The following is a 22,872-nucleotide window of genomic DNA, read 5'->3' as shown; positions in this document are numbered from 1 at the left end:
ATGTCCATCGTCACCTCCCGCAACACTGGGCCGCAACGGACACAGGCGGAGTGTTGCTACACTTCGGCGCTGGACCGTGACGCGACTTTCTGCGGAGATTGCGGAAAGCCGCTGATGCGATGCATGGCAGCCGAGGAGTGCGCGGGCCTTCTGGATGATCGGGGCCTCTGCACGGTCTGTGTCGCGCCCTATCTGCAAGTGGATGCCGGCGCGCTGACTGTCGCAAAGGTCGGCGGCGCGGTGGCGCTTCCCATGTCCATCGGCAATCTGTCTGGCGTGCAGCGGCCTCTTTTCGTCACAGGCCTCTGGAGCCGTGAGGCCTCCGGTCCGTGGCGGGAGGAAAGTCTCGGCTGGGAGCGGCTGGATGCCGGCGAATCCCGCCCCCTCAGCATCGTTGCAAACCAGATCGAGCGGGCCGGAGCCCACGGCCTTCAATTGCTGGTCGCGATGGCCAGCCGCTGGCGCTGGCGCCAGGAAAACTTTGCCTTCACCGCAAACCTCACCCTGATGGTGGAAGACCCGAACTCTGAAAAGGGGCCGGTCGTCAATATTGGGGGCGAAAGCGCCGGGCATGGAAACCTCGTCTACATATCCGGAAAGAACGATGCTCGGCCGGCCATTCAGCAGACGGATCAGGCTGTCGCGCTGCCTCTGGTAAGAGCGGAGCGGGAAGAGCGCCGCCTGGGCTTGCGTGGTATCGACGCCGATAACTGGGTGCCGAGAAACGCCGAATTTTCTTGGCTCGGCTTTGGCGAGGGCGACGCGCCCTTCAACGGACCGATCATGACACAGGACGGCATGCTCGCCATCGGCCGCAGCCGCACCCGCCGCCAGGGCGGGGACGGCGATGTGCGCCTGCTGGTCTTCGGGGCCTCAGACGAACTGGACGAATCCGCCAGCCTGCTCATCTCGCGCCGCCATTTTGAACTTTATATCGAGTCTGACCGCCTGATCCTGCGCGTAACCGCCGGCAGCGGGCTGCGCGTCAATGCCAATGCTTACGGCGAAGGCAAGATCGTCCGGCTCGCCGACGGCGATGTGATTGCGCCCCTGGTGTCCTCGCCGGAGAGGCTCGGTCTGCGGGTCAGCTTCCGTGTCGAGCATGGCAGCGCCCGGCAGATAATTTTTCAGCGCCTTTCTCAAGTCCGGAAGTAGGGGCACCCCATGACAAAATGCAGAAATTGCGGCGCGCAACTCAATTCCGGTGACCGGTTCTGCCCGGAGTGCGGCGCCGATCAGCAGGGGAGCAGCCTTGAGGCGCTGATGACCATTGGCGGCCTGGAAACGATGGATCCATCCCAGGCGCGCCCCACTGAGCGCGAAGGCATGCGCGATCTTTCTCCCGGTACGGAATTTTCCGGGCGGTACATCATCGAGAGTATCGTCGGGAAGGGCGGAATGGGTGTCGTCTATCGCGCGCATGACAAGTTGGCCGACAAGGCAGTTGCGCTGAAGCTCATCCGGCCTGATCGCCTCGCCGGGCAGGGGGCCATCAAGCGCTTGATCTCGGAAGGCATCACCGCGCGGGATATTCGCCATCACAATATCGTGGCGGTCTACGATGTGGGCGAGACAGAAGGGCAACCCTTTGTATCCATGGAGTTCATCAAAGGGCAGTCCCTGCGCGACTGGCACCGGGACAAGATCCGTCAGCGTCAGGACATACCGCTGCGGGTCGCTGCACGCATCATCGCAGAGGTGCTTGATGGTCTTGCCGCGGCGCATGGCGCAGGTGTGGTGCACCGGGATCTGAAGCCTGAAAACATCATGCTCATTGACGAGCCGGCCGAGGCCGCCTCACCGTTGAAAATTCTGGATTTCGGGATTGCCCGCGCAACATCCGGCGCCATGGACTCGGGCACCGGAACTGGCCTTGGAACCCCGCGCTATATGGCGCCTGAACAAGTCACCGCTGCTGATAGTGCCGGGCCTTCCGCCGACATCTATTCCCTGTCGGTGATCTTCTACGAACTGCTCGTGGATGTTCTGCCCCAGGGACATTGGCAGCCGCCATCGGGCGGGCGGTCAGATGTGCCCAAGACCATCGACGCGCTGATCGAGCGCGGCCTTTCCAACCGCCCGGCAAATCGTCCGCAAACGGCAAAAGAATACCGCAAGCAGCTTGTCGATGCGGTCAATGTGGGCCCGGCCTATGTCCCGGAAACTAAACCCGAACGAACGCCGGTAACGGGCGGAAGCGGCGGTATGTTCAAATGGATCGGTATCAGCAGCGCGGCGGCCTTCGCCCTGTTCCTGCTGATCGCAGTCGCGGGCGCAATTGGAAATGAAAATGGCGGCGGTGGGAATGGCGGCGAAGGCGGCGCCAACTCTCCCTATGCCAGCCTCAGTGGCCGCTGGGACGATGGCGCCGGAAACATCTACAATGTCAGCGTTTCCGGCAACGGTGCCTTCTCCGGAACCGGCCAGAGCAGTTATGGCTACAACCTCCAGATCACTGGCAAGCTGAACGGCACAGCCGGGGACTTCACGCTCAGCGCGCCAGGGGCCGGGTTGAACTATCAAGGGCGGATGCATTGGGATCAGGGCTGCCACATCAGCTACCAGACCTATGACATGTCCGGCTCGTTCGCCGCGCAGGGCCAGATCCACGTAAATCACCCTCCGGGCGCGCCATGCCCCTGATGATCATCGCAACTCTGCACACTGAAAGCCGGGGTTGCCGTCAGCGCTACCCCTTTGCCTAGCCACTCAAATCCTGAACGGAGAAGTCCAATGTCTGGTAACTGGTCTGGTTTCAGCCTCAATGGCTGCCGCTTCGAGCCCAAGCCGTCTGCCGCGCCGACCCTCGCCGCGCCCACCGTCCGCCTGCCGGACCGGGTTGACCTGCGCGTCCATTGCTCGCCGGTCGAAAATCAGCTGCAGACGAACTCCTGCGTTGCCAATGCCGTTATCGGCGCGCTGGAATATCACCATCTCAAAGCCGGCCGTTCACTGACGGATCTTTCCCGCCTGTTCGTCTACTACAATGCCCGGAAGCTGTCGGACTCGACACATCTTGACCAGGGCAGCTTCATTCATCATGGCATGGCCGCCGTGCTGGCTTATGGCGCGTGCGAGGCGGCGCTCTGGCCCTTCAATGAAACGATGGTTACGGCCCTGCCGCCGGAAACCTGCTATCAGAACGCCCGCAACTATGAAGCGGTCCAATATGCCCGCACGCCGCGCGGCGTCCCCGCGCTCACCGCCTTGGCGCATGGTCTGCCCATCGTGTTCGGCATCTTTGTGCCGGGGGAATACTACGATGCTGCCGCAAAAAGTGGCCGTATGCCGCGCCCGGACCAGGTGGTGCCTCAGCGTCCGCCATCAGGCCATGCGATGCTCATCGTCGGCTACGACATGAATGAGCGCGCCTATCTCGTCCGCAATAGCTGGAGCGCTGGTTGGGCAGAGCAGGGCTATTGCTGGATCCCGTTCGAAACGATGGATGCCTGGTCGATGGAAGAAGATTTCTGGACGATCGGTGCTATCGAGGATGCGAAAGGGTTCACCCTGATGGGACCAAGTCTCACCGAGTCCATGAAAGGCGTGGGTGTGTCATCCGAACTGCTCGAAGCCCGGGCCCGCAAACTGGAGAGCCTGCGAACAGGCCTGCGCAGTCAGCTCAACAGCAATCTGGAAACAGCCAAGCGCGACTTCAGGGATCGCTTGCGCGGAAAGTAACCGCGTAAGCAGAAGCCAGCCGCGCTTGTTACAGACGGGCTGATCGGGTCAGCGCGGCTCAGCCGGGCCGGCGGGCAGATCTGTCACCGGGCCCACATCCAGAACGGGGGAGGCGTCAATGTCAGCGGCGTCAAGCAATGAGACAAGCCGCGTCAGCGCCGCGTTGACATAAGCCTGTTCCCAATCGGGCAGCTGCGCAAACCGTGTGCCAAACTCCGCCTGCAGAAGATCCGGCGCCGCCTTCAGAACCAGGCGGCCTTCTGGCGTGATCTGGACTCTTACGGTGCGGCGGTCGGCATCTCCCCGATTGCGCAGAACAAGACCGCGTGCCTGAAGCTTGTCGAGCAGGATGGAGATGGTCGCCTGTTTCAGTCCCGCCGCCCGGGCGAGTTCGCCCGGCTGCGCGCCATCTCGCTGCGCCAGTTCTTTCAGCACAACCAGCTGGGAGGGGGTAAGGCTGGTGTCGCGCGCGAGGGAGCGTGATTGTGCCTCCACAGCCTTGAGAATCCGGCGGAGGGAAATCAGCGCCATTTCGGAGGCGGGATGGGTCGATTCGAGGGAGTCATCTGCGGCGATCATGAGGTTCAATCTAAGTCAATTCCATTGATCAACAAATAATTTGCACATCTAAATATCTGCCAGATACCCTGTCATTTCCAGCGATTATGCTCGTTAACAATGCAACCAATCGCGGGCTTCAGGGTTGACATTCCTGTCAGGATAATAATTTGACGAACAAAATAATAAACCAATGGGAGCCGTCATGCCCGATGAGGCCACCACAATGGATGGAAATGATTCCGTCCCGGACCGAAGTCAGACCGCAGGTGCCGTGATCCAGATCGGATCACCGGTGCCGGAAGATGCGGCTGAAATTCATGCGCTGATTGCCGCCTGTCCGCCACTCGACACCAATTCGCTTTATGCGAACCTGATCCAGTGTACCCACTTTGCTGCATCTTCCGCTGTTGCGCGCCTGAATGGCAAAGTTGTGGGCTGGATTTCCGGCCATCGCCCGCCCGGCAAGGATCACACCTACTTCCTCTGGCAGGTCGCTGTACACGCGGATGCCCGCGGTCAACAGCTGCCCCGCCGGATGCTGGCGGACATTCTCTCCCGCCGCGCGCAGGCGGGCGTCTCGCAGATCGAAACCTCCATCACGCGCGCCAATGAGGCCTCCTGGGGATTGTTCCGCAGCGTCGCGGGCTGGCTGTCGGCGCCGCTGCGAGAAGAGCCCTGGTTCGATCGTAACCGGCACTTCGCTGGCCAGCACGATACCGAATTTCTCGTCACCATTGGCCCATTCCAGGCACCGAAGGCTTCGGGCTGACCGTCAGCCCCCTGTCAAATCAGAGCAAAAAGGAGCCATCAATGGCCTATGAACATGCATCTGCACCCTCGAATATTTTTGAACGCCGCGAGTCCCGCGTGCGCAGCTATTGCCGCTCATTCCCGGCGGTGTTCCGCTCTGCGCGTGGCGCAGAATTGATCGCCGAAGATGACACCCGCTATATCGATTTTCTGGCTGGCTGCTCCACGTTGAACTACGGGCACAACCATCCGGAACTGAAGCGTGCGCTGCTCGATTATATCGAGGCGGATGGCGTGGCCCACGGTCTCGACATGCATACCCGCGCAAAGGCGCGCTTCCTTGAGACTTTCGAGCGCTGCATTCTGAAGCCTCGCGGTATGGACTATCGCGCGCTGTTTCCGGGGCCGACCGGTGCCAACGCCGTTGAGGCGGCGCTGAAGACGGCACGGAAAGTCACGGGGCGGACGAATGTGATCGCCTTCACCAATGGCTTCCATGGTATGACGCTGGGCGCGCTGGCCGCCACCGGTAATTCCGGCAAGCGCGGCGGAGCGGGCGTCCCGCTAACCGGCGTAACGCACGAAGCCTATGACGGCTATTTCGGCCAAGACACCGATACGGCGGAACAGCTGGACCGGCGGCTGTCGGACCCCTCTTCGGGTCTGGACAAGCCAGCAGCCATCATCGTGGAAACGGTGCAGGGCGAAGGTGGGCTGAATGTCGCCTCGGATGCCTGGCTGCGGAAGATCGAGAAGATCGCCCGCAAGCATGGCGCGCTCTTCATCATCGATGACATCCAGGCCGGCATTGGCCGTACGGGCGGCTTCTTCAGTTTCGAGAAGGCGGGCGTCACGCCGGACATCGTGACTCTGGCCAAATCCCTTTCCGGGCTTGGCTTGCCGATGGCGCTGACACTCATCCGTCCCCAGCATGACCAATGGAAGCCGGGCGAACATAACGGCACCTTCCGGGGCAACAACCACGCCTTCGTGACGGCCACCAAAGCGCTGGAGCTCTTCTGGGCCGATGACGCTTTCGAGAAGGAAACGGCCCGCAAGGCAGCGCGTCTGCGCGCAGGGCTGGAAAAAATTGCTGCATCGGCGCCGTTTGCCGGCCATCTCAAGGGCCGGGGCATGATGTCGGGCATCGAGATGGAAAGCGGCGAAGTTGCCGCAGAAATCTGCGCGGCCTGCTTTGCCAATGGCCTCATCATTGAGACCAGCGGCAGCCGGGATGAGGTGGTCAAGGTGCTGGCGCCCCTCACCATCAGTGATGCGCAACTCGATGCCGGCCTCAAAATTCTCGCGGATGCCGTGCGCGCAGTGAATGCGCGTCAGCAGAAATCCGCAGCCTGAAGGAGACAAAAATGATTGTAAGAGACCTCGCAAAGGAAATCCTCACAGAACGCCGCGTCGACAGCGATGGCTGGTCTTCCGTCCGCCTGCTGTTGAAAGATGATGGTATGGGATTTTCCTTCCACATCACCACCATCCATGCCGGTGCCGAGCTCCACATGCACTACAAGAACCATCTTGAGAGCGTGTTCTGCATGGAAGGCACAGGGTCGATCACCGACATTGCAACCGGCGAGACGCACACCATTCGCCCCGGCGTGATGTACGCCCTGAACAAGAACGACAAGCACATCCTGCGGGCTGATGCGGGCGCGCCGATGATGATGGCGTGCGTGTTCAATCCGCCGGTCACAGGCAAGGAAGTGCATGGCGCAGATGGCGCCTATCCTGCCGATGCCGCCCTCGAAAACTCTGCCTGAAGGGAGATATTCCATGATGACGGACACAGAACAGGATCTATATCCTTCCCGCCAGAAACCCCGGCCCGAATGGCTGGAGCGCCGCGACCCCGTGGTGCACGGTCAGCCGGGGCAGGAGCCACCGGTAGACCGTGAGCTGATTGATCAGTTCGTGCGCGATGGCTTTGTCGTGCTGGAAGACGTTTTTTCGCCCGAAGAGGTGAAAGCCCTGACGCGCGAAGCCAACGCCCTGCGCGAGCGTGGGGGCCTGATCCCCGAAAGCCGGATCAGTGAACGCGGAATGGGGGGGGCAGACGCCGTGCGCTCTGTCTTCGCGCCGCATCGCCAGTCAGACGTCTTCGAGCGTCTGGCGGCGGACGAGCGATTGTCAGGTCTTGCCCAGTTTATCCTCGGCGATGATGTCTACATCCATCAATCGCGCATCAATTATAAGCCCGCCTTCCGCGGCAAGGATTTCTACTGGCATTCGGATTTTGAAACCTGGCACACGGAAGACGGTATGCCGCGCATGCGGGCGATCTCGATGTCGGTGATGCTGACGGACAATCACCCCCATTCCGGTCCGACGATGTTCATGCCGGGCAGCCATATGAATTATGTGACCTGCGTGGGCGAAACGCCGAACGAGCATTACCGCGAGTCCCTGAAGAAACAGGAATATGGTGTGCCTGATGGGGATAGTCTCGCCCGTCTGTCAAAGCTCGGCGGTATCGAGGGCCCGGCGCCCAAGGCTGGCTCTGTCGTCGTGTTCGACTGCAATACAATGCACGGCTCCAACAGCAACATCACGCCCTATGAACGCATCAATGCCTTCTTCGTGTTCAATGCTTGGAGTAACCGCCTGCGCGATCCGTTCGGGAATACACAGCCGCGTCCGGAATTCGTGGCCCACCGTCAGGTCAAGGAGCCCATCCGAGCCCTGAAGACCTTGCCGCCATTCCCCGTGGGAGGCCGATAACATGAAACGTACCGTGGAAAAGATCGGCGGCACGTCGATCTCCAATACGCAGGCCGTGCTGGAAAATGTGCTGATCGGTGGCCGCAAGGGCGCAGAGCTTTATAACCGCATCTTCGTCGTCTCGGCCTATTCGGGCATGACAAACCGGCTGCTTGAACACAAAAAATCCGGTGAGGCGGGCGTGTTCAGCCTGTTCTCCGGCGCTGGCAACAAATGGGCGTGGACCGAGGCGCTCGGCGCGGTAGCCGCTGCCATGGAAGAGAAGAACGCCGAAATGTTCGGCGGCGAGCCCGAGCAGGCCGTTGCGGACAATTTCGTGCGGGAACGGATTGAAGACGTCCGTAACTGCCTGATTGATCTGCACCGTCTCTGTTCCTACGGCCAATTCCGGCTGGATGAAAACCTCGCCACCGTGAAGGAAGTGCTCTCCTCACTGGGGGAAGCGCATTCGGCGTTCAACACGGCCCTTCTGCTTCAGAAGCATGGTGTAAATGCAAAGGCTGTAGATCTCACCGCCTGGCGGGACGAGCGCAATCTCACCATGGAAGAGCGGATGCAGGACGCGCTCGACAAGATTGACTTGGAAACAGAACTGCCCATCGTCACTGGCTATGCTAGCTGCCGCGACGGTCTTGTCCGCCAGTTTGGCCGGGGGTATACGGAAGTAACCTTTTCCCGCCTTGCCGCCTTGATCGGCGCGGATGAAGCGATCATCCACAAGGAGTTCCACCTCTCCAGCGCTGATCCAAACCTCGTCGGCAGCGACAAGGTTTGCAAGATCGGCTTGACGAATTTTGACGTGGCCGACCAGCTTTCCAACATGGGTATGGAAGCAGTCCATCCGAAAGCGGCCAAGATCCTGCGTCAGGCGGGCATTCCCCTGCGGGTGAAGAACACCTTCGATCCCAAGGATGGCGGCACGGTCATCTGCGCAGACTATGCGCCGGAGAAGCCGCGGGCGGAAATCGTCACTGGCCTCAAAGGCGTGTTCGCTCTGGAAGTGTTCGATCAGGATATGGTGGGGGAGAAGGGCTATGACGCGGCCGTACTGGAAGCGCTGACCCGTCATTCCATCCGTATCGTGTCGAAATGTTCCAACGCCAACACGATCACCCACTATGTCGAAGGCAGCCGCAAGGCCCTCAAGCGCGCCGCCGCTGACATTGAAGCCCGTCTCACAGGGGCGGCCGTCTCTACCAGCCGCGTGGCGATCGTTTCCGTCATCGGCGCGGACATAAACGTGCCCGGCATCACGGCGCGGGCGCTCACCTCCTTGCATGACGCTGGCGTGCCGCTCATCGGCTTGCAGCAGGTCTCCCGGAAAACGGACATTCAGGCCGTCATCCAGGAGGAGGATTTTGACACCGCCATCTGCGCGCTGCATGAGACGCTTGTGGAGCGGGCGGGCGTTTCTGTCAGGCCGGCCGCGCCGCTGCGCCCGGCGGCGTGATGCAATTCCTCGGCAGGCCGGGGCTGGTCCTGTCGGGACACGGCAGCTTTGCGGCTTACCGGAACATCCTTGTTCTGGTGGCCGCGCTGACGCTGCTTCAGGGCGCCATGGCGGCGCTGGCCATGGTGATGTCGCTGAAACTGCTTGCAGCCGGCGTCGCCGGGGCGGGCATCGGCCTCGTCGCCTCGGCCTATTCCGCCGGGTTTTTGGGGGGAACGCTGATTGCGCCCCACGAAATTCGCCGCATCGGGCATATCCGCACCTTCACCCTCCTGGCGGGCATCTGCGCGCTGGCCGCGTTGATCCTGCCAATTGCGGGGCGTGAAATTGCCGGCTGGGCGCTGCTGCTGGCGCTGGCCGGAGCAGGGGCTGCGGGGATGCTCACGGCGGGCGAAAGCTGGATCGCCAATGCCGCTCCGCCTCAGAAACGCGGCGCCATTCTCGGCTTCTATCATATGGTCTCCAAGACCGGCGCCATCGCGGCGCCTTTTCTTGTTGCTGCCGCGCTCGCGGGTCTTGGCGCCTTCATGGTGGTGGCGGGATTGTTCATCGCCGCGCTGCTGCCCGTCGCGGCGACCAATCGCACGCAGCCCGAACTCGTCGCCGCCAAACCATTCGGGCCCAGACGATTGCTCTCCCTTGCGCCCGCCTCGGTTTTCGCGGCCTTCTGTGCGGGCGCGGTCAATAATTCCGTCGCCCAGCTGTACCCCGTTTTCGCCGCCGCCATCCGGCCTGAAGATGCCGCCGCCTTCTCCGCGCAGCTCAATGGCGCGATCCTTGCCGGCGCCATGATCGGTCTCTGGCCGATCGGTCTGGTCTCCGACAGGTTTGATCGCCGCATCGTCATCGCTGCGGCTGCCGGCATCGGGGCCGTTGCGGCTATCTTCCTCTTCATCACCGCAGCCATCAATATTCCACAGATCACGCTCCTCCTCGCCGCCATCTTCGGCGCCGGCTCGCTCAGCTACTACGCTGTTGCCGTGGCGAATGCGGCAGATCGTGCGGCCCCGGAGGAAATCACGTCGATGATGGCAGGCATCCTTGTCGTCTGGGGTATTGGGTCGGTCATTGGCCCGCTGATTGCCGGTGGCTTTCTCCAGATCATTCCAGGTGGGGGCGGCCTCTTCCTGTTTGCCGGCCTTGCGCTGGCGGGCTTGGCCATCGCTTGCCTCTCCCGCGCCGCCGTTTCGCCGCCTGTGCCCACGCAGGCGCGCGAACCCTTTTCCGTATCCCCGGCCACCAGCCTTGCCATCGCAGAGATCGATCCGCGCGGCGAGCCTGAGCAACCGGATCTGTTTTCCGGGCCCGCCTCCGGCCCACAGGAGGCCGCCCCATGATCACCGCCATCAGCTTCGTCCTTATACTGCTTTCCTTTGTGGCAATCGGTCTGGCCTCTGGCCGAAAGGCAACCGGCAAGCGCAAGGACTACTACCTCGCCAGCAGCAGCGTTGCCCCCTGGCTCGCCGGGCTCTCCGCGGTCGCCACCAACAATTCCGGCTACATGTTCATTGGTGTCATCGGGTTCACCTACCAGACCGGCCTTGCTGCCATCTGGCTGATGTTCGGCTGGATCGTGGGGGATTTCATCGGTTCCAGTTTCATTCACCGCCGCCTGCGCCAGGCCACCGCCCGGACGGGCGAGGCGTCCTTCGCCGCGGTGATCGCCCGCTGGTATGGGGAAAAATTCGGTGTCTGGCAGAAGATTGCTGCTGTCATCATGGTCATCTTCCTGATTGCCTATGCCGCCGCGCAGATTTCGGCGGGCGGCAAGGCGCTCGAAGGCGTGCTCGGCATCAATCCGTGGACGGGCGCGGTGATGGTCGCCACCATGGTCCTGATTTACTCCATCGTCGGCGGCATCCGCGCGTCGATCTGGACTGATGGCGCTCAATCCATCACCATGATGGCCGCCATGACGCTGTTGCTCATTGCTGCCTTCGCGGGCGTGGGCGGGGTCAGCGGCGCAATGGAGCTATGGCGCGCGATCCCCGGCTTTCTTGATCCGTTCCCGGATGATATTCTCTTCCCCGGCGCGCTCGGCATGGCGCTGTTCATTGTCGGCTGGTTGTTTGCCGGCTTCTCCGTGGTGGGTCAGCCGCATGTGATGGTCCGCTTCATGGCGCTCGATGATGACCGGAATATGGGCCGTGCGCGCGCCTGGTATTATGGCTATTTCACGATCTTCTATCTGCTGGCCACGGGCGTCGGGATGCTCTCGCGCCTCTATCTGCCAGACCTCGCTGACATCGACCCGGAACTCGCCCTGCCAATGATGGCAACGGAATTACTGCCTCCGGTCCTCGTCGGGCTGATCCTGGCTGGCATCTTCGCGGCCACAATGTCGACCGCCGACTCCCTCGTTCTTTCCTGCTCGGCCGCCTTCACGCACGATCTGGCGCCCAAGCGGCTGGAGACGGCCTTCATGCTGAAGGCAGCAACGGCGGCCTCCATTCTCATTGCGCTCGGCCTCGCTTTGTCGGGCAATCAGAGTGTCTTCAGCCTGGTCATCCTCGCCTGGTCTACGCTCGCCTCTGCCTTTGCGCCGCTCCTCGCGCTCTATGCCCTGCGCCGCCGGGTGTCGGAGCCGGCGGCGATCTTCATGCTTGTGCTGGGGGTCAGCGTGGCACTCTTCTGGCGCTTCGGCCTCGGCTGGCATGAGAGCATCTATGAAGGGCTGCCGGGCATTCTCGTGCCGCTCGTTTTGGGCTGGTTCCTGTCCCAGCGCCGCGAGCCGGCGAGCGCGCCGTCTCCCGCAGCCGCTGGCGGCGGCCCGGCCGAATAATCCTGCGCCGCCGCTCGAAACGAGCGGTTGCGGCGCATTCAGCCAGCCTCCGGTTTACTGCATCTCCCCTCCAGAGACGGGGCGATGCAGGCATTTATGGCGTGTTCGCCATGAATTCCCGCATTCGTGACAATAAAATCTCAGGTGAAATCGGCTATGGCGCGAACACCAGCGACACAATTGCAGACTTCTGGCAGTTGCGCGCGACGGAATACCGCCGGGCCCGCGTTAAAGCCCAGAGAAATCATTTGAAGCTGAGCCTCCATGTCAAAGACCCATCTGCTGAAAACCCGCTGGACCTGGATCATTATTGCCGCTGTCGCCGTGCTGGCGGCGTGGCTGGCCTGGCAGGCCATCTGGGGCGGTGAGAAAGCCCCCGAATACCAGACCGCCGAGGTCACGCGCGGTGATATTGAGGTGTCGATCTCCTCAGCCGGCAAGGTGGCCCCGAAAGATACCGTCGCCGTCGGCGCGCAGGTTTCCGGCCAGTTGACTGAACTGTTGGTGGAAGCAGGCGACCTTGTGGAGCAGGGACAGCTTCTGGCACGCATCGACGCCACCATCGCCGAAACGAATGTGGAAGGCAGCCAGGCCCAGCTTCTGGAACTGCGGGCCAGCCGCCGGCAGCAGCAAGCTTCCCTGGAGCTTTCAAAGGCAAATGCAGACCGTGCGAAGATGTTGTTCGAAAATGACGCCATCGCCCGTGCCGACTTTGAAAGCGCGCAGGCCGAATACACCATCGCTATCGGCCGGCTCGAGGCAATCGAGGCCCAGATCACCCGCCAGAGTTCCACCCTGCGCGCCCAGCAGGCCACGCTGGAATTCACAAACATCTATGCCCCGATTTCCGGCACAGTCGTGTCTCTGGAAGCGGTGGAGGGTCAGACGCTCAACGCCAACCAGACCGCACCCACCATCCTGACGCTGGCTGACCTCACAATCATGACGGTTGAGACCGATGTGTCCGAAGCTGATGTCCTGCGCGTGAAGCCGGGGCAGGCGGCGTGGTTCTCGACGCTGGGGGATTCTACCCGCCGCTGGGAAAGCTCGGTCCGTCAGATCCTGCCCACGCCGGAAGTGCTGAACGACGTGGTCCTCTACAAGGCGATGCTCGACATCGCCAATCCGGACAATCTGCTGAAGCCGGAGATGACCGCTCAGGTCTTCTTCATCACCGGCTCTGCCAAGGATGCCGTGCTCGTGCCGGTAACGGCGCTGCAGTCCGCCCCCCAGCGCGGCCAGCGCCCGCAGGGGCAAAACCGTGAAGGTGGCCGCGAGCGTGCCGAGGGCGGCGCGCGGGAAGGCCGTACCGGCGGAGGCATGATGCAGGCTGAAGCCAGCGAGCGCGCCGGTGGCCCGCCGCAGGATGACAGCCAGCGCCGCGCCTTCATGGAAGCCCGCAACGCGTATCCGGATGCCGAAGTCGCCACTGTCCTCATCATGGGGGCAGACGGCACGCCGCGTCCGCGCCCTGTGCTTGTTGGTTTGAAAACCCGCACCCAGGCCGAAATTCTTTTCGGGCTTGAGCCGGGGCAGACGGTTGTGACGGGCGAAGTGTCGGCCAGAAACACTGCCGCAACCAGCCAATCGCAGCAGCGCGCGCAACAGGGGCCCATGGGGCCGCCGCCGGGCCGTATGTAGGCCCAACCCGGTAACCCGCAGGCAGCAGGTATCCTGATGACTCCTCCTCTGATCGAACTGAAAGATGTGACCCGCTATTACGGGTCCGGCGATACCGAAGTCCGCGCACTGGACGGCGTCTCGCTGACCATCGAGACGGGCGAGTTCGTCGCCATCGTCGGCCAGTCCGGCTCCGGCAAATCGACGCTGATGAACATGCTCGGCTGTCTCGACCGGCCAACCACCGGCGTATATTCGATCCGTGGACAGAATGTATCTGATCTTGATCCGGACCGGCTCGCGGCCCTGCGCCGCCAGACTTTCGGCTTCATCTTCCAGCGTTACAACCTGCTCGCCAGCGTCACGGCATCGGAGAATGTGGAAATCCCCGCTGTCTATGCGGGCCTCAAGCTCTCTGAGCGGCGGGAGAAGGCCGCAGGCCTCCTCGCCAAGCTTGGCCTGGGCGAGCGGATCCACCACAAACCCGGCCAGCTTTCCGGTGGTCAGCAGCAGCGCGTCGCCGTTGCTCGTGCGCTGGTCAATGATGCTGAAGTCATCCTCGCCGATGAACCCACCGGCGCGCTCGATTCCGGCTCCAGTAACGATCTCCTGAATCTGCTGGAGGAACTCCACGCTTCCGGCCGCACCATCATCCTGATCACCCACGATCAGAAAGTTGCCGCCCGCGCCAAGCGGGTGATCGAGATCCGCGACGGCAAGATCGTCTCCGATACCGGCAATCATCAGGCCGCTGCCGAAGAAGCGCCCCAGTATCGCTACGACAGGAAAGGCCCGTCGCCGCTGGCTCAGGTGGTAGAGTCGGTCAAGATGGCGTTCCGCTCACTGCGGGCCAATCTCTTCCGCACAGCGCTCACGCTGCTCGGTGTGGTGATCGGCGTCTCGGCCGTGGTCGCCATGCTGGCCATCGGGGAGGGCAGCCGCGCAGATGTGATGGCGCGGTTTGAGTCGATGGGGCCAAACCTCCTGTTCGTCCGCCCCGGCGCCCCCGGCACGCGGATGCGCGGCGGGGCGATTGCCACGCTGACACTGGAAGACGCCCAGGCCCTCGGTGAACTCGAAAACATCCTTGCTGCCGTGCCCTCGCGTTCCACCAGCGCCACCCTCCGCAATGGCGGAAAGGACTATTCCAGCTCCATCGAGGGTGTTTCGGAAACCTGGCCCATCGCCCAGAACCGCGACATGCTCCACGGCACCTTCTTTGAGAAGGATGACGTTGACCGCCGCATGGGCGTTGTCGTCCTCGGCACCACCACCGCGGGCAATCTCTTCGACGATATCGAGAGCGCCGTTGGCCAATATGTGTTCCTCGGCGGCGCGCCGTTCGAGGTAGCCGGCATCCTCGAATCCAAAGGCGCTTCCTCCTGGGGCCAGGATCAGGATGATATCGCCCTGATCCCGATCACCACAGGCATGATGCGCCTCTTCGGCCAGAGCTACCTCTCCTCGATCACCATTGCCGTGGATGATACGAAGCGCATCGCCGAAACGGAAGCCGAAGCGCAGGCGCTCTTGCTTGCCCGTCACGGCACGGAAGATTTCCAGATCCGCAACACCGCCTCCATCCTCGCCTCGGTCGAGGAAACGCAGAACTCCTTTTCCATCCTGCTCGGCTCTGTCGCGGCCATCTCGCTGCTGGTCGGGGGCATCGGTGTGATGAACATCATGCTGGTCAGCGTGTCTGAACGCACCCGCGAGATCGGCGTGCGTATGGCCACCGGTGCCCGGCGGTCAGATATCCTCACCCAGTTCATCGTGGAATCCCTCGTCGTCGGCGGCCTCGGCGGCATCGCTGGCGTCGCCATCGGCTTCGGCATTGTCTTCATCTTGGCTCAGTCCGGCATGAGCGTCGCCGTCACCCCGCTTCCCGCCATCCTCGCCTTCAGCTCGGCGCTCGGCACCGGCCTCGTCTTCGGCCTTCTGCCAGCCCGAAAGGCATCGCGCCTCGACCCTGTCGCCGCGCTCGCTTCGGAGTAGTTTTCATGATCCGCACGCTGCTCATCTCCGCTTCCGCGCTCACCCTCGCAGGCTGCGCCAGCATCAACCCCATCCAGCGGGAAACTGCCACGGAGGCCGGCGTCACCATGCCCGATGGCTATGATTATGCCGCCGAAGTTGCCGCCCTCAGCGCGCCGGAACAGGCCTGGTGGGCAGGCTTCAACTCCGCTGATCTCGATGCCCTCATCACCGAGGCGCTCGCGGCCAACAATTCGTTGGCCCAGGGCCTTGCGAATGTCGATGCCTCCCGTGCATCGCTGAAGACGGCCAACGCCGCCTTCCTTCCGCAGGCCAGCGGCAGTCTCTCATCCAGCAGCAACACCGAGGCAGGCCTCGATGATGTGGATGCTAGTGCCCGCCTCTCGGCCAGCTACCAGCTCGACCTGTTCGGCGCCAACGCAGCCAGCCGCAATGCCGCGCTCGCCAACCTTGATGCCGCCGTCTTCTCCCAGCGCGCGCTGGAGCTGACGGTCCAGTCAGATGTCGCCGCTGGCTGGTTTAACCTGCTCTCTGCCCGCGAACAGCTCGCCGTCGCCCGGCGCAACCTCGAAATCTCCGAACGCATCTTCGAAATCGTCCGGGTGCGGTACGAGGCCGGCACGATCTCCGGCTTTGATGTATCCAGCCAGTCGGCCCAGCTGGCCAATGCCCGCGCGCGCATCCCGCAGCTGGAATCTCAGATCACCAGCCAGGAAACCGCCCTAGCTATCCTCCTCGGCCGCGTCCCGCAGGGATATACCGCGCCGCAGTCCGATGTGCTGACCATTGATTTGCCCACGGCCGATCCGGGCCTGCCGTCAGACCTGCTGCTGCGCCGGCCAGACCTGATGCAGGCCGAAGCCAGCCTGCGCGCCGCCAATGCCAACATTGACGCCGCCCGCGCAGCCTTCTTCCCCAGTATCGATCTCGGGGCAGGGCTCTCCACCGCGCTGACCGGCGGCACCAATCTCATCGGTTCGCTGTCGGCCTCCGTCGCGCAGACGATCTTCTCCGGCGGCCGCCTCGATGCCCAGCTTGAAAGCGCGCAGGCCCGCCGCGAAGCTCAACTCGCCGCCTATCGCCAGTCGATCCTCAGCGCGCTGCGCGACGTCGATGTCAGCCTCAAGGCGATAGAGGCGAATGCCGCGCGGGAGGAACAGCTTCTCATCGCCCGGGATGCGGCCCAGGAAGCATTGCGCGCCGCTGAAATCCAGTATCAGGCGGGCACGGGCGACCTCACCAGCCTTCTGAACGCTCAGCAGAACTATTTCGATGCGGCCAACACCTATGTCCTCGGCCGGCTCGACCGTCTGACAGCCGCCATCAACCTCTACGTCGCGGTGGGCGGCGGCTACTGAGCCCTCAGCTCCGCCCCGGAAGGCCCAGCCAGATGCGCGCCTGAGCGGGTAGGGACGAGGGCTGCCCAAATCCTCTGCGACACCCTGCACAAATGCAATTTTGCACATGAGAATGACTTGCAATTGCGGATAAACTCGGGCACTGGCTGTCTCAGATCACCAAGGGTTCGGGCCTTCCGCATTGAAACAGATTATCGCCGCCGCACGCTCTTCCTCCGCCTGGAGCAAGTCACCTCTCCGCCATCTGGAGAAGTGGTCCACCTATGCCTTCTGGAAGCGGCAGGCGCGCACCTGGCACTGGATGTCTGGCGCCATCTGCCTGATCGGCATGCTGCTGTTTGCGCTCACCGGCATCACCCTCAACCATGCCCACCAGATCCCCGCCAAGCCGAAGGTGGAGGAGGTGGAGATGGTCCTCTCCGAAGCTGCCCTCGCTGCGCTTCTGTCTGAGATCGACATCGCGGACGGCGCCACCGTGCCCGTTGAGGCCGCCGCCGAAATCCGGCGCCAGCTCGGCGCCGATCTCTCTGGCAAGAAGGGCGAATGGACCGATGTAGACGTCTATATCAGCCTGCCGCGCCCCGGCGGTGATGCTTGGCTCAGCATCGACCGGGAAACCGGCGACGTGCTTTACGAAGTCACCTCCCGCGGCCCGATCTCCTATCTGAACGACCTGCACAAAGGGCGCAGCGCCGGGGCCATCTGGTCGCTGTTCCTCGATGTGTTTGCCGTTGCCTGTATCGTTTTCTGCATGACGGGCCTGTGGCTTCTCCAGATCCATTCCCAGCGGCGCGGATCCACATGGCCGCTCGTTCTGGGCGGGCTCGCCATTCCCGTCGTCATCCTTCTCTTCTTCCTTCACATATGAGGTGCTCTGTATGCGTACAGTTCTGACAATTGCCGGTCTCTCCCTGCTTACCGGGCAGGCGATGGCGGAGGATGTCTCCATCGAAGTCGGCATTCCCCGCCTTGATGTGGCCGAATATCACCGCCCCTATGTCGCCATCTGGATTGCCAATCCCGATCACTCGGTCGTCTCCAATATCGCCGTCTGGTATCAGGCCGGCGAAACAGGTGAGGGCAAGGGCGAAACCTGGCTGAAGGACATCCGCCAATGGTGGCGCCGCACGGGCCGCGAGCTTTCCATGCCGGTCGACGGCGTGTCCGGCCCCACCAAGGCGCCAGGCACCCACGAAATCGTTCTGCCAACGGACAAAGGCCCCTTCGGAGACCTGAAACCCGGAAACTACCAGCTTGTCGTGGAAGCCGCCCGCGAAGTTGGTGGCCGCGAACTCGTCAGCGTGCCGTTCACCTGGCCGCTGAAAGGCGCTGCCCAGACCGCCGCGGGCGAGCGCGAACTCGGCAAAGTCACCCTCCGCCTTGCGGGCAAATAGTGCCCAGCCGGGCAACACCATCACGGGAGTCACGAAATGAAACCGACCTTTCTCAAAGCCTGCGCCGTCGCCGCCCTGGCGCTCACCATTGCCAGCTCTGCCAGCGCCCACCGCGCCTGGATGCTGCCGTCATCCTTCACGCTTTCCGGCGAAAACCAGTGGGTGACGGTGGATGGCGCCATCTCCAACAACCTCTTCTATCCCAACCACCACGCGATGAACCTCGATACGGTCACCGTCTTCGGCCCGGATGGCAAACCGGTGGAAGCGCAGAACAAGGCGTCTGGCAAATACCGCTCGGTGTTCGATGTGGCGCTGGAAAAGGAAGGCACCTACCGCATCTCCTCCGGCGGCGCCGGCTACATGGCCAGCTGGGAAGAGGGCGGCGAGCGCAAGCGCTGGCGCGGCAATGCCGAGACACTGAAATCCGAAGCCATCGAAGCCAAGCCCGGTGTTCAGGTGTCGGGCAATGTGCGCCGCATCGAAACTTTCGTGACCCTCGGCTCTCCCACCACCACGGTCTTCGCTACTGAAGGCACCGGCCTTGAACTGAAGCCGGTCACCCATCCCAACGACGTGTTCGCCGGCGAAGAAGTGACGTTCCAGCTGCTGATGGATGGCAAGCCGGCTGCGGGCATCGAGGTCGACATCATCCGGGGTAGCGACCGTTACCGCAATTCCGAGGACGGCCTGAAACTCACCACCGACGCCACCGGCACGATCAAATTCACGCCGGAAGAAGCGGGCGCCTACTGGCTCAGCACCGACAGCGAAGGCAAGGGCATGCTGAACGGCAAGGAAATCCAGGTTCGCTCCAGCTACGTCTTCACCTTCGAGGCTCTGCCTCTTTGAGTGAGGTTCGCCTCCTGATCCCAGACGATTTCGGCCGCGGCGAGATTACGCCGCGGCCGGATGCTTTTATGGGCCTGCGCCTTCAGGGGCAGACGATGGGCACAAACTGGTCGGCCAGCTGGTGCTCCGCGCCGGGCCTGCCGGAAGAAACCGTCAGGGCTGCGCTTGAGGCTGGCTTTGCCCGCATGATCGCTTCGATGAGCCCATGGGAGCCGTTCTCTCTCATCTCCCGCTACAATCGCCTCACCCCCGGTGAAAGCCTGTCCATCGATGCTCCGTTTACGGAAGTCATGGCCATTGCGCTGGACGTCGCGCGGGCCAGCGGCGGCGCGCTCGATCCCTGCCTGGGCGGCGAAGTGATGCGCCGGGGCTTTGGGCCCGCCGGCATCGGCGCCGGAGAAGAGGGCAGGGCGCATGGCCCCGTCATCTGGGATCAGCTCTTGCCGGAGCCTGCCCGCCTTTACCAGCCGGGCGGCGTGACGCTCGATCTCAACGCCGTCGCCAAAGGATATGCGGTCGACCAGATGGCCGCCACGCTGGAGCGTTTCGGCATCACCCAATACCTTGTCGAGATCGGCGGTGAGTTTGTGGGCCGGGGCGTCAAGCCGGACCGCTCTCCCTGGTGGGTCGATCTGGAAAACCCGTCACCGGGGGAGGCGCCCTGGCGGCTCGCCCTGGTCAGCCACGGCGTGGCCACGTCTGGCGATTATCGTCAGCAGATTGTCCGGGATTGTCACACGCTGTCCCATATTGTCCCCGCTGTGTCCCGAGCCTGCAGGTTCGGTGACCTCGCCAGCCTCTCCGTGATCGACAAAACCTGCGCTCTGGCGGATGCTTGGGCGACGGCCCTCTTTGCCATGGGCGATGCGGCCGCCCTTGTCTTGGCAGACCGTCTGGGGCTCGCCGTTCTCGCTCAATACCGCGACGCTCCCGCGCGCGCTTCAGCCCGTCTTGCGGATTGGCAAGACTGAAGAGGCGAGGGGCCTTTCAAAGGCCGGAGGCAATTTTGCGGGGCCAGCCTACCTGCGTCAAAATGGTCAAATATCCACTACTATCCAAAAATGAGCATAATGCGTTGAAAAAATAGGACTTAATATTTGAGAATGATAGTCATTTAAACTTGAGTCTTCCAGCCCGCCCCTATAGGGAGATTGAGACTAATTCTCAATTGCAGGGGTCTGCCATGAAATCCTATCTCGCCCGGAAAGCCGTTCTCAGCGGCGCTATCCTCGCTGCCGTTCTCTCTGGCCAGACTGCCATTGCCCAAACAGAAGTTGCGGCCGGCGAAGATGATGCAGGCGCCGAACGCCTGATGCGCCTCAATGAAATCGTTGTTACCGCGACCGGTTTCGAACAGAAGCTCGTCGACGCTCCGGCCAGCATCAGCATCGTCACCGACGAGGAACTCAAAGAACGTCCCTATATGACGCTGATCGACGCGGTCCGCGATCTGGAAGGGGTGGATGTTGGCGAAACCTCCGACAAGACCGGACAGAAAACCATCAGTATGCGGGGTATGGGATCTGACTACACCCTGGTCCTGATTGACGGCAAACGCCAGAACAATCATGGCGATATCTATCCAAACAGCTTTAGCGGTAACCAGTTCAACCATATCCCGCCTCTCGACACGATTGAGCGGATCGAAGTGATCCGCGGTCCGGCGTCCACGCTTTATGGGTCTGATGCCCTCGGCGGGGTGATCAACATCATCACCAAGAAAACGCTCGATCGCTGGAGCGGCTCGGCCACGGTGGGGCGCAGTTTTCAGTCGAACGACGATTTCGGCGATGACACGACGGCCGACCTTTTCGTCTCTGGCCCGCTTGTTCCTGGCAAGCTCAACCTCAGCGGCCGGGGCAGCTGGTATGACCGGGAAGCCTCCAATCCGGAATACGCACCCGTGACCGACCCCGCCGGAGTGGTGCAGACCCGATCCCTCGGTTTCGGCGGCGGCGGCAAGACCGTGGACAACACCAATATCAGCTATGGCTTCACGCTTGATTGGCTGATTGCTGAAAACCAGACCCTCAGCTTCGATTTTGACGGCTCCAAGCAGGACTATGACAACACGCCCACCGTGACTTCTTCGGGCGCTCTCGAATACCCGCTCGGCACTGTGGATGATTACGGCGCCATGCTCCGGATCGGCAGCACCGGCCGGATTGAGCCGCGCGCAGGCTATTCCGAAACGCAGGAGTTTACCCGCGACAGCTGGGCTCTGACGCACAATGGCAGCTGGGGTTTCGGCAAGAGCTTTGTTTCGCTCGCCTATATCGAAACGAACAATAATGGCCGTACACTGCCTTTCAGCGTGGATGAGCGCCAGGCGCTGCAGGGCCTGTGGAACGTGGCCTGCGCCAATGCCGGCGGCACAGTGAATGGCAATGGTTTCTGCCCGACCGCAGGCACGGGCTTTGCCAATGTCAACGCCTGGAACAACCAGTCTGAAGAAGCCAAACTCGCTTTCATGCAGGCTAATCTGACGGCAGATCAATATACGGCGCTTCTCGCCAACCTGCCGCGCTCGAAACGGACGCTGGAAAGCTCGCAGTACACGTTTGATGCCAAGCTCGACATGCCGTTCCAGTATGCCGGGGAGCATATCGTCGTCGTTGGCACCCAGGTGATCCAGGGTGAACTGACAGATGGCGTGTTCGGCCTTGAGGAGGGCCGCTCGGGCGCTGCTCAGGAGCACAATATGTATTCCCTCTTCGTCGAGGACACCTGGACCCCGATTGCTCCCTTCGCGATCACGGGCGGCGTGCGCTATGACGATCATGAGGTGTTCGGCGATCATGTCAGCCCGCGCCTCTACGGCGTTTACACTGTCTCCCCCAGCCTGACGGTGAAGGGCGGTGTGAGCACGGGTTTCAAAACGCCGAAAACGACCCAGCTTTATGCCGGTGTCGTCGGCTTCGGCGGGCAGGGCACTTCACCGATGTTTGGCAACCCGGACCTGAAGCCGGAAACAAGCACCAGCACCGAACTGGCTGTCTACTGGCAGCATTCTGGCGGTCACAATTTCAACGCGACGATCTTCCGCAATGAGTTCGAGGACAAGATCGCTTCCCAGCCCTGCGGTGGCAGCCTTGCGCTCAGCTGTGTCAGCGCGGGCGACTATGCCGATATCGGCTATGCCAACAGCAGCAAGACGGTGAACATCGACAAGGTGGTGATCGAAGGGGCGGAGATCGCCGGCCGGTACATGATCTTCGACAGCCTGAGCCTACGCGGCAACTACACCTATACCGACAGTGAGCAGAAAAGCGGCGCCAATGCCGGCCAACCGCTGACCAACACGGCCAAGCATATGGCCAACGCCACACTGGACTGGAGCGTTACCGACAAGTTCAGTACACAGCTTTCCTCGGAGCTGCGCTCCAAACGGTATCGCGGCGTCAGCAGCGTTACCGGCGAGCATCTCTACTACAAGGATTATGTCGTCTATAATCTGGGCGCGCAGTATCGTCTTAATGATCGGGTCACGGTGAGTGGGCGTGTCAACAATCTGCTGGATGAGGATTTCACCTCGTATCAGTATAGCTTCACCGACAATGGCGATGGCAGCTGGAGCCTTTCGACCGAGGACGACTACAATAACAAGGACAAGGCCCGCAGTTTCTGGGTGAGCGTCAATCTCAGCTTCTGAGGGGGGCGGAAAAGCGCTTCGCTTTCTTCAGCATCATCATTCCG

The 22,872-nt window shown here is 62.1% G+C and carries 19 protein-coding genes; 18 read left to right on the top strand and 1 reads right to left on the bottom strand.

What is annotated here, in order from left to right:
* From HPO_RS05600 to HPO_RS05590, 3 genes are all read left to right on the top strand, one after another.
* The gene (locus tag HPO_RS05600; protein ID WP_162174012.1) at window positions 1-1,155 is read left to right on the top strand and encodes an FHA domain-containing protein; all 1,155 of its coding nucleotides are present in this window, start codon (window positions 1-3) and stop codon (window positions 1,153-1,155) included.
* A 9-nt stretch (window positions 1,156-1,164) separates the two neighbouring features.
* Window positions 1,165-2,643, top strand: coding sequence for a serine/threonine-protein kinase (locus HPO_RS05595; RefSeq protein WP_035595608.1), 1,479 nt, complete (start codon window positions 1,165-1,167; stop codon window positions 2,641-2,643).
* Window positions 2,644-2,733: 90 nt separating this feature from the next.
* The gene (locus tag HPO_RS05590) at window positions 2,734-3,681 is read left to right on the top strand and encodes a C1 family peptidase (RefSeq protein WP_035595604.1); all 948 of its coding nucleotides are present in this window, start codon (window positions 2,734-2,736) and stop codon (window positions 3,679-3,681) included.
* 48 nt (window positions 3,682-3,729) lie between these two features.
* Here the strand turns inward: HPO_RS05590 and HPO_RS05585 are convergent, their stop codons facing one another.
* Window positions 3,730-4,260 (bottom strand): MarR family winged helix-turn-helix transcriptional regulator, encoded by a 531-nt coding sequence (locus HPO_RS05585; protein WP_051612328.1) that lies wholly within the window; start codon window positions 4,258-4,260, stop codon window positions 3,730-3,732.
* 184 nt (window positions 4,261-4,444) lie between these two features.
* On the opposite strand from HPO_RS05585, the gene ectA reads away from it, so the two are divergent.
* The 15 genes from ectA to HPO_RS05510 all read left to right on the top strand — a co-directional run bounded on the left by ectA (window position 4,445) and on the right by HPO_RS05510 (window position 22,828).
* Entirely contained in the window at window positions 4,445-5,011 is a 567-nt protein-coding gene (gene ectA / locus HPO_RS05580; protein ID WP_084324178.1) for a diaminobutyrate acetyltransferase, read from the top strand.
* Between the two features lie 41 nt (window positions 5,012-5,052).
* Window positions 5,053-6,348 carry a diaminobutyrate--2-oxoglutarate transaminase gene (gene ectB / locus HPO_RS05575; RefSeq protein WP_114105489.1) on the top strand — a complete coding sequence of 432 codons (1,296 nt, stop codon included), beginning with the start codon at window positions 5,053-5,055 and terminating at the stop codon, window positions 6,346-6,348.
* 11 nt (window positions 6,349-6,359) lie between these two features.
* Window positions 6,360-6,767, top strand: a complete 408-nt coding sequence (locus HPO_RS05570) for an ectoine synthase (protein WP_035595599.1) — start codon at window positions 6,360-6,362, stop codon at window positions 6,765-6,767.
* Between the two features lie 16 nt (window positions 6,768-6,783).
* Window positions 6,784-7,725, top strand: coding sequence for an ectoine hydroxylase (gene thpD / locus HPO_RS05565; protein WP_035595807.1), 942 nt, complete (start codon window positions 6,784-6,786; stop codon window positions 7,723-7,725).
* 1 nt (window position 7,726) lies between these two features.
* Window positions 7,727-9,175 (top strand): aspartate kinase, encoded by a 1,449-nt coding sequence (locus HPO_RS05560; RefSeq protein WP_035595597.1) that lies wholly within the window; start codon window positions 7,727-7,729, stop codon window positions 9,173-9,175.
* Window positions 9,175-10,512: an MFS transporter gene (locus HPO_RS05555; protein ID WP_084324177.1), complete on the top strand. Its 1,338-nt coding sequence runs from the start codon at window positions 9,175-9,177 to the stop codon at window positions 10,510-10,512. Before HPO_RS05560 ends, HPO_RS05555 begins: the two co-directional genes overlap by 1 nt.
* Complete coding sequence (locus tag HPO_RS05550; RefSeq protein WP_035595594.1) at window positions 10,509-11,957, top strand: sodium/proline symporter; 1,449 nt, start codon at window positions 10,509-10,511, stop codon at window positions 11,955-11,957. The genes HPO_RS05555 and HPO_RS05550 overlap by 4 nt, the downstream gene beginning before the upstream one ends.
* A gap of 264 nt (window positions 11,958-12,221) precedes the next feature.
* Complete coding sequence (locus HPO_RS05545; RefSeq protein WP_035595592.1) at window positions 12,222-13,598, top strand: efflux RND transporter periplasmic adaptor subunit; 1,377 nt, start codon at window positions 12,222-12,224, stop codon at window positions 13,596-13,598.
* A gap of 36 nt (window positions 13,599-13,634) precedes the next feature.
* The gene (locus HPO_RS05540; RefSeq protein ID WP_035595590.1) at window positions 13,635-15,572 is read left to right on the top strand and encodes a MacB family efflux pump subunit; all 1,938 of its coding nucleotides are present in this window, start codon (window positions 13,635-13,637) and stop codon (window positions 15,570-15,572) included.
* Window positions 15,573-15,577: 5 nt separating this feature from the next.
* The gene (locus HPO_RS05535; RefSeq protein ID WP_035595588.1) at window positions 15,578-16,930 is read left to right on the top strand and encodes an efflux transporter outer membrane subunit; all 1,353 of its coding nucleotides are present in this window, start codon (window positions 15,578-15,580) and stop codon (window positions 16,928-16,930) included.
* A gap of 301 nt (window positions 16,931-17,231) precedes the next feature.
* On the top strand, window positions 17,232-17,798 hold the full coding sequence (locus tag HPO_RS05530; RefSeq protein ID WP_051612364.1) for a PepSY-associated TM helix domain-containing protein: 567 nt from the start codon (window positions 17,232-17,234) through the stop codon (window positions 17,796-17,798).
* Window positions 17,799-17,808: 10 nt separating this feature from the next.
* Window positions 17,809-18,324 carry a DUF2271 domain-containing protein gene (locus HPO_RS05525; protein ID WP_035595586.1) on the top strand — a complete coding sequence of 172 codons (516 nt, stop codon included), beginning with the start codon at window positions 17,809-17,811 and terminating at the stop codon, window positions 18,322-18,324.
* A gap of 36 nt (window positions 18,325-18,360) precedes the next feature.
* Window positions 18,361-19,176, top strand: coding sequence for a DUF4198 domain-containing protein (locus HPO_RS05520; RefSeq protein WP_035595584.1), 816 nt, complete (start codon window positions 18,361-18,363; stop codon window positions 19,174-19,176).
* Window positions 19,177-19,244: 68 nt separating this feature from the next.
* Window positions 19,245-20,147, top strand: coding sequence for an FAD:protein FMN transferase (locus tag HPO_RS05515; RefSeq protein ID WP_157532688.1), 903 nt, complete (start codon window positions 19,245-19,247; stop codon window positions 20,145-20,147).
* A gap of 212 nt (window positions 20,148-20,359) precedes the next feature.
* Window positions 20,360-22,828, top strand: coding sequence for a TonB-dependent receptor domain-containing protein (locus HPO_RS05510; protein ID WP_035595583.1), 2,469 nt, complete (start codon window positions 20,360-20,362; stop codon window positions 22,826-22,828).
* The last annotated feature ends 44 nt before the right edge of the window (window positions 22,829-22,872 follow it).

Origin of the sequence: Hyphomonas polymorpha PS728, assembly GCF_000685315.1 — a bacterium.
In the GTDB taxonomy this organism is placed as follows: domain Bacteria; phylum Pseudomonadota; class Alphaproteobacteria; order Caulobacterales; family Hyphomonadaceae; genus Hyphomonas; species Hyphomonas polymorpha.
Note: the sequence above shows the minus strand (reverse complement) of the source record. Positions and strands in the feature narration are given on the sequence as shown.

Excerpts from the sequence above, each read along its gene's own strand:
- HPO_RS05600 (WP_162174012.1), top strand. The coding sequence starts at position 1 with ATGTCCATCGTCACCTCCCGCAACACTGGGCCGCAACGGACACAGGCG.
- HPO_RS05595 (WP_035595608.1), top strand. The coding sequence starts at position 1,165 with ATGACAAAATGCAGAAATTGCGGCGCGCAACTCAATTCCGGTGACCGG.
- HPO_RS05590 (WP_035595604.1), top strand. The coding sequence starts at position 2,734 with ATGTCTGGTAACTGGTCTGGTTTCAGCCTCAATGGCTGCCGCTTCGAG.
- HPO_RS05585 (WP_051612328.1), bottom strand. The coding sequence starts at position 4,260 with ATGATCGCCGCAGATGACTCCCTCGAATCGACCCATCCCGCCTCCGAA.
- ectA (WP_084324178.1), top strand. The coding sequence starts at position 4,445 with ATGCCCGATGAGGCCACCACAATGGATGGAAATGATTCCGTCCCGGAC.
- ectB (WP_114105489.1), top strand. The coding sequence starts at position 5,053 with ATGGCCTATGAACATGCATCTGCACCCTCGAATATTTTTGAACGCCGC.
- HPO_RS05570 (WP_035595599.1), top strand. The coding sequence starts at position 6,360 with ATGATTGTAAGAGACCTCGCAAAGGAAATCCTCACAGAACGCCGCGTC.
- thpD (WP_035595807.1), top strand. The coding sequence starts at position 6,784 with ATGACGGACACAGAACAGGATCTATATCCTTCCCGCCAGAAACCCCGG.
- HPO_RS05560 (WP_035595597.1), top strand. The coding sequence starts at position 7,727 with ATGAAACGTACCGTGGAAAAGATCGGCGGCACGTCGATCTCCAATACG.
- HPO_RS05555 (WP_084324177.1), top strand. The coding sequence starts at position 9,175 with ATGCAATTCCTCGGCAGGCCGGGGCTGGTCCTGTCGGGACACGGCAGC.
- HPO_RS05550 (WP_035595594.1), top strand. The coding sequence starts at position 10,509 with ATGATCACCGCCATCAGCTTCGTCCTTATACTGCTTTCCTTTGTGGCA.
- HPO_RS05545 (WP_035595592.1), top strand. The coding sequence starts at position 12,222 with ATGTCAAAGACCCATCTGCTGAAAACCCGCTGGACCTGGATCATTATT.
- HPO_RS05540 (WP_035595590.1), top strand. The coding sequence starts at position 13,635 with ATGACTCCTCCTCTGATCGAACTGAAAGATGTGACCCGCTATTACGGG.
- HPO_RS05535 (WP_035595588.1), top strand. The coding sequence starts at position 15,578 with ATGATCCGCACGCTGCTCATCTCCGCTTCCGCGCTCACCCTCGCAGGC.
- HPO_RS05530 (WP_051612364.1), top strand. The coding sequence starts at position 17,232 with ATGTCTGGCGCCATCTGCCTGATCGGCATGCTGCTGTTTGCGCTCACC.
- HPO_RS05525 (WP_035595586.1), top strand. The coding sequence starts at position 17,809 with ATGCGTACAGTTCTGACAATTGCCGGTCTCTCCCTGCTTACCGGGCAG.
- HPO_RS05520 (WP_035595584.1), top strand. The coding sequence starts at position 18,361 with ATGAAACCGACCTTTCTCAAAGCCTGCGCCGTCGCCGCCCTGGCGCTC.
- HPO_RS05515 (WP_157532688.1), top strand. The coding sequence starts at position 19,245 with ATGGGCCTGCGCCTTCAGGGGCAGACGATGGGCACAAACTGGTCGGCC.
- HPO_RS05510 (WP_035595583.1), top strand. The coding sequence starts at position 20,360 with ATGAAATCCTATCTCGCCCGGAAAGCCGTTCTCAGCGGCGCTATCCTC.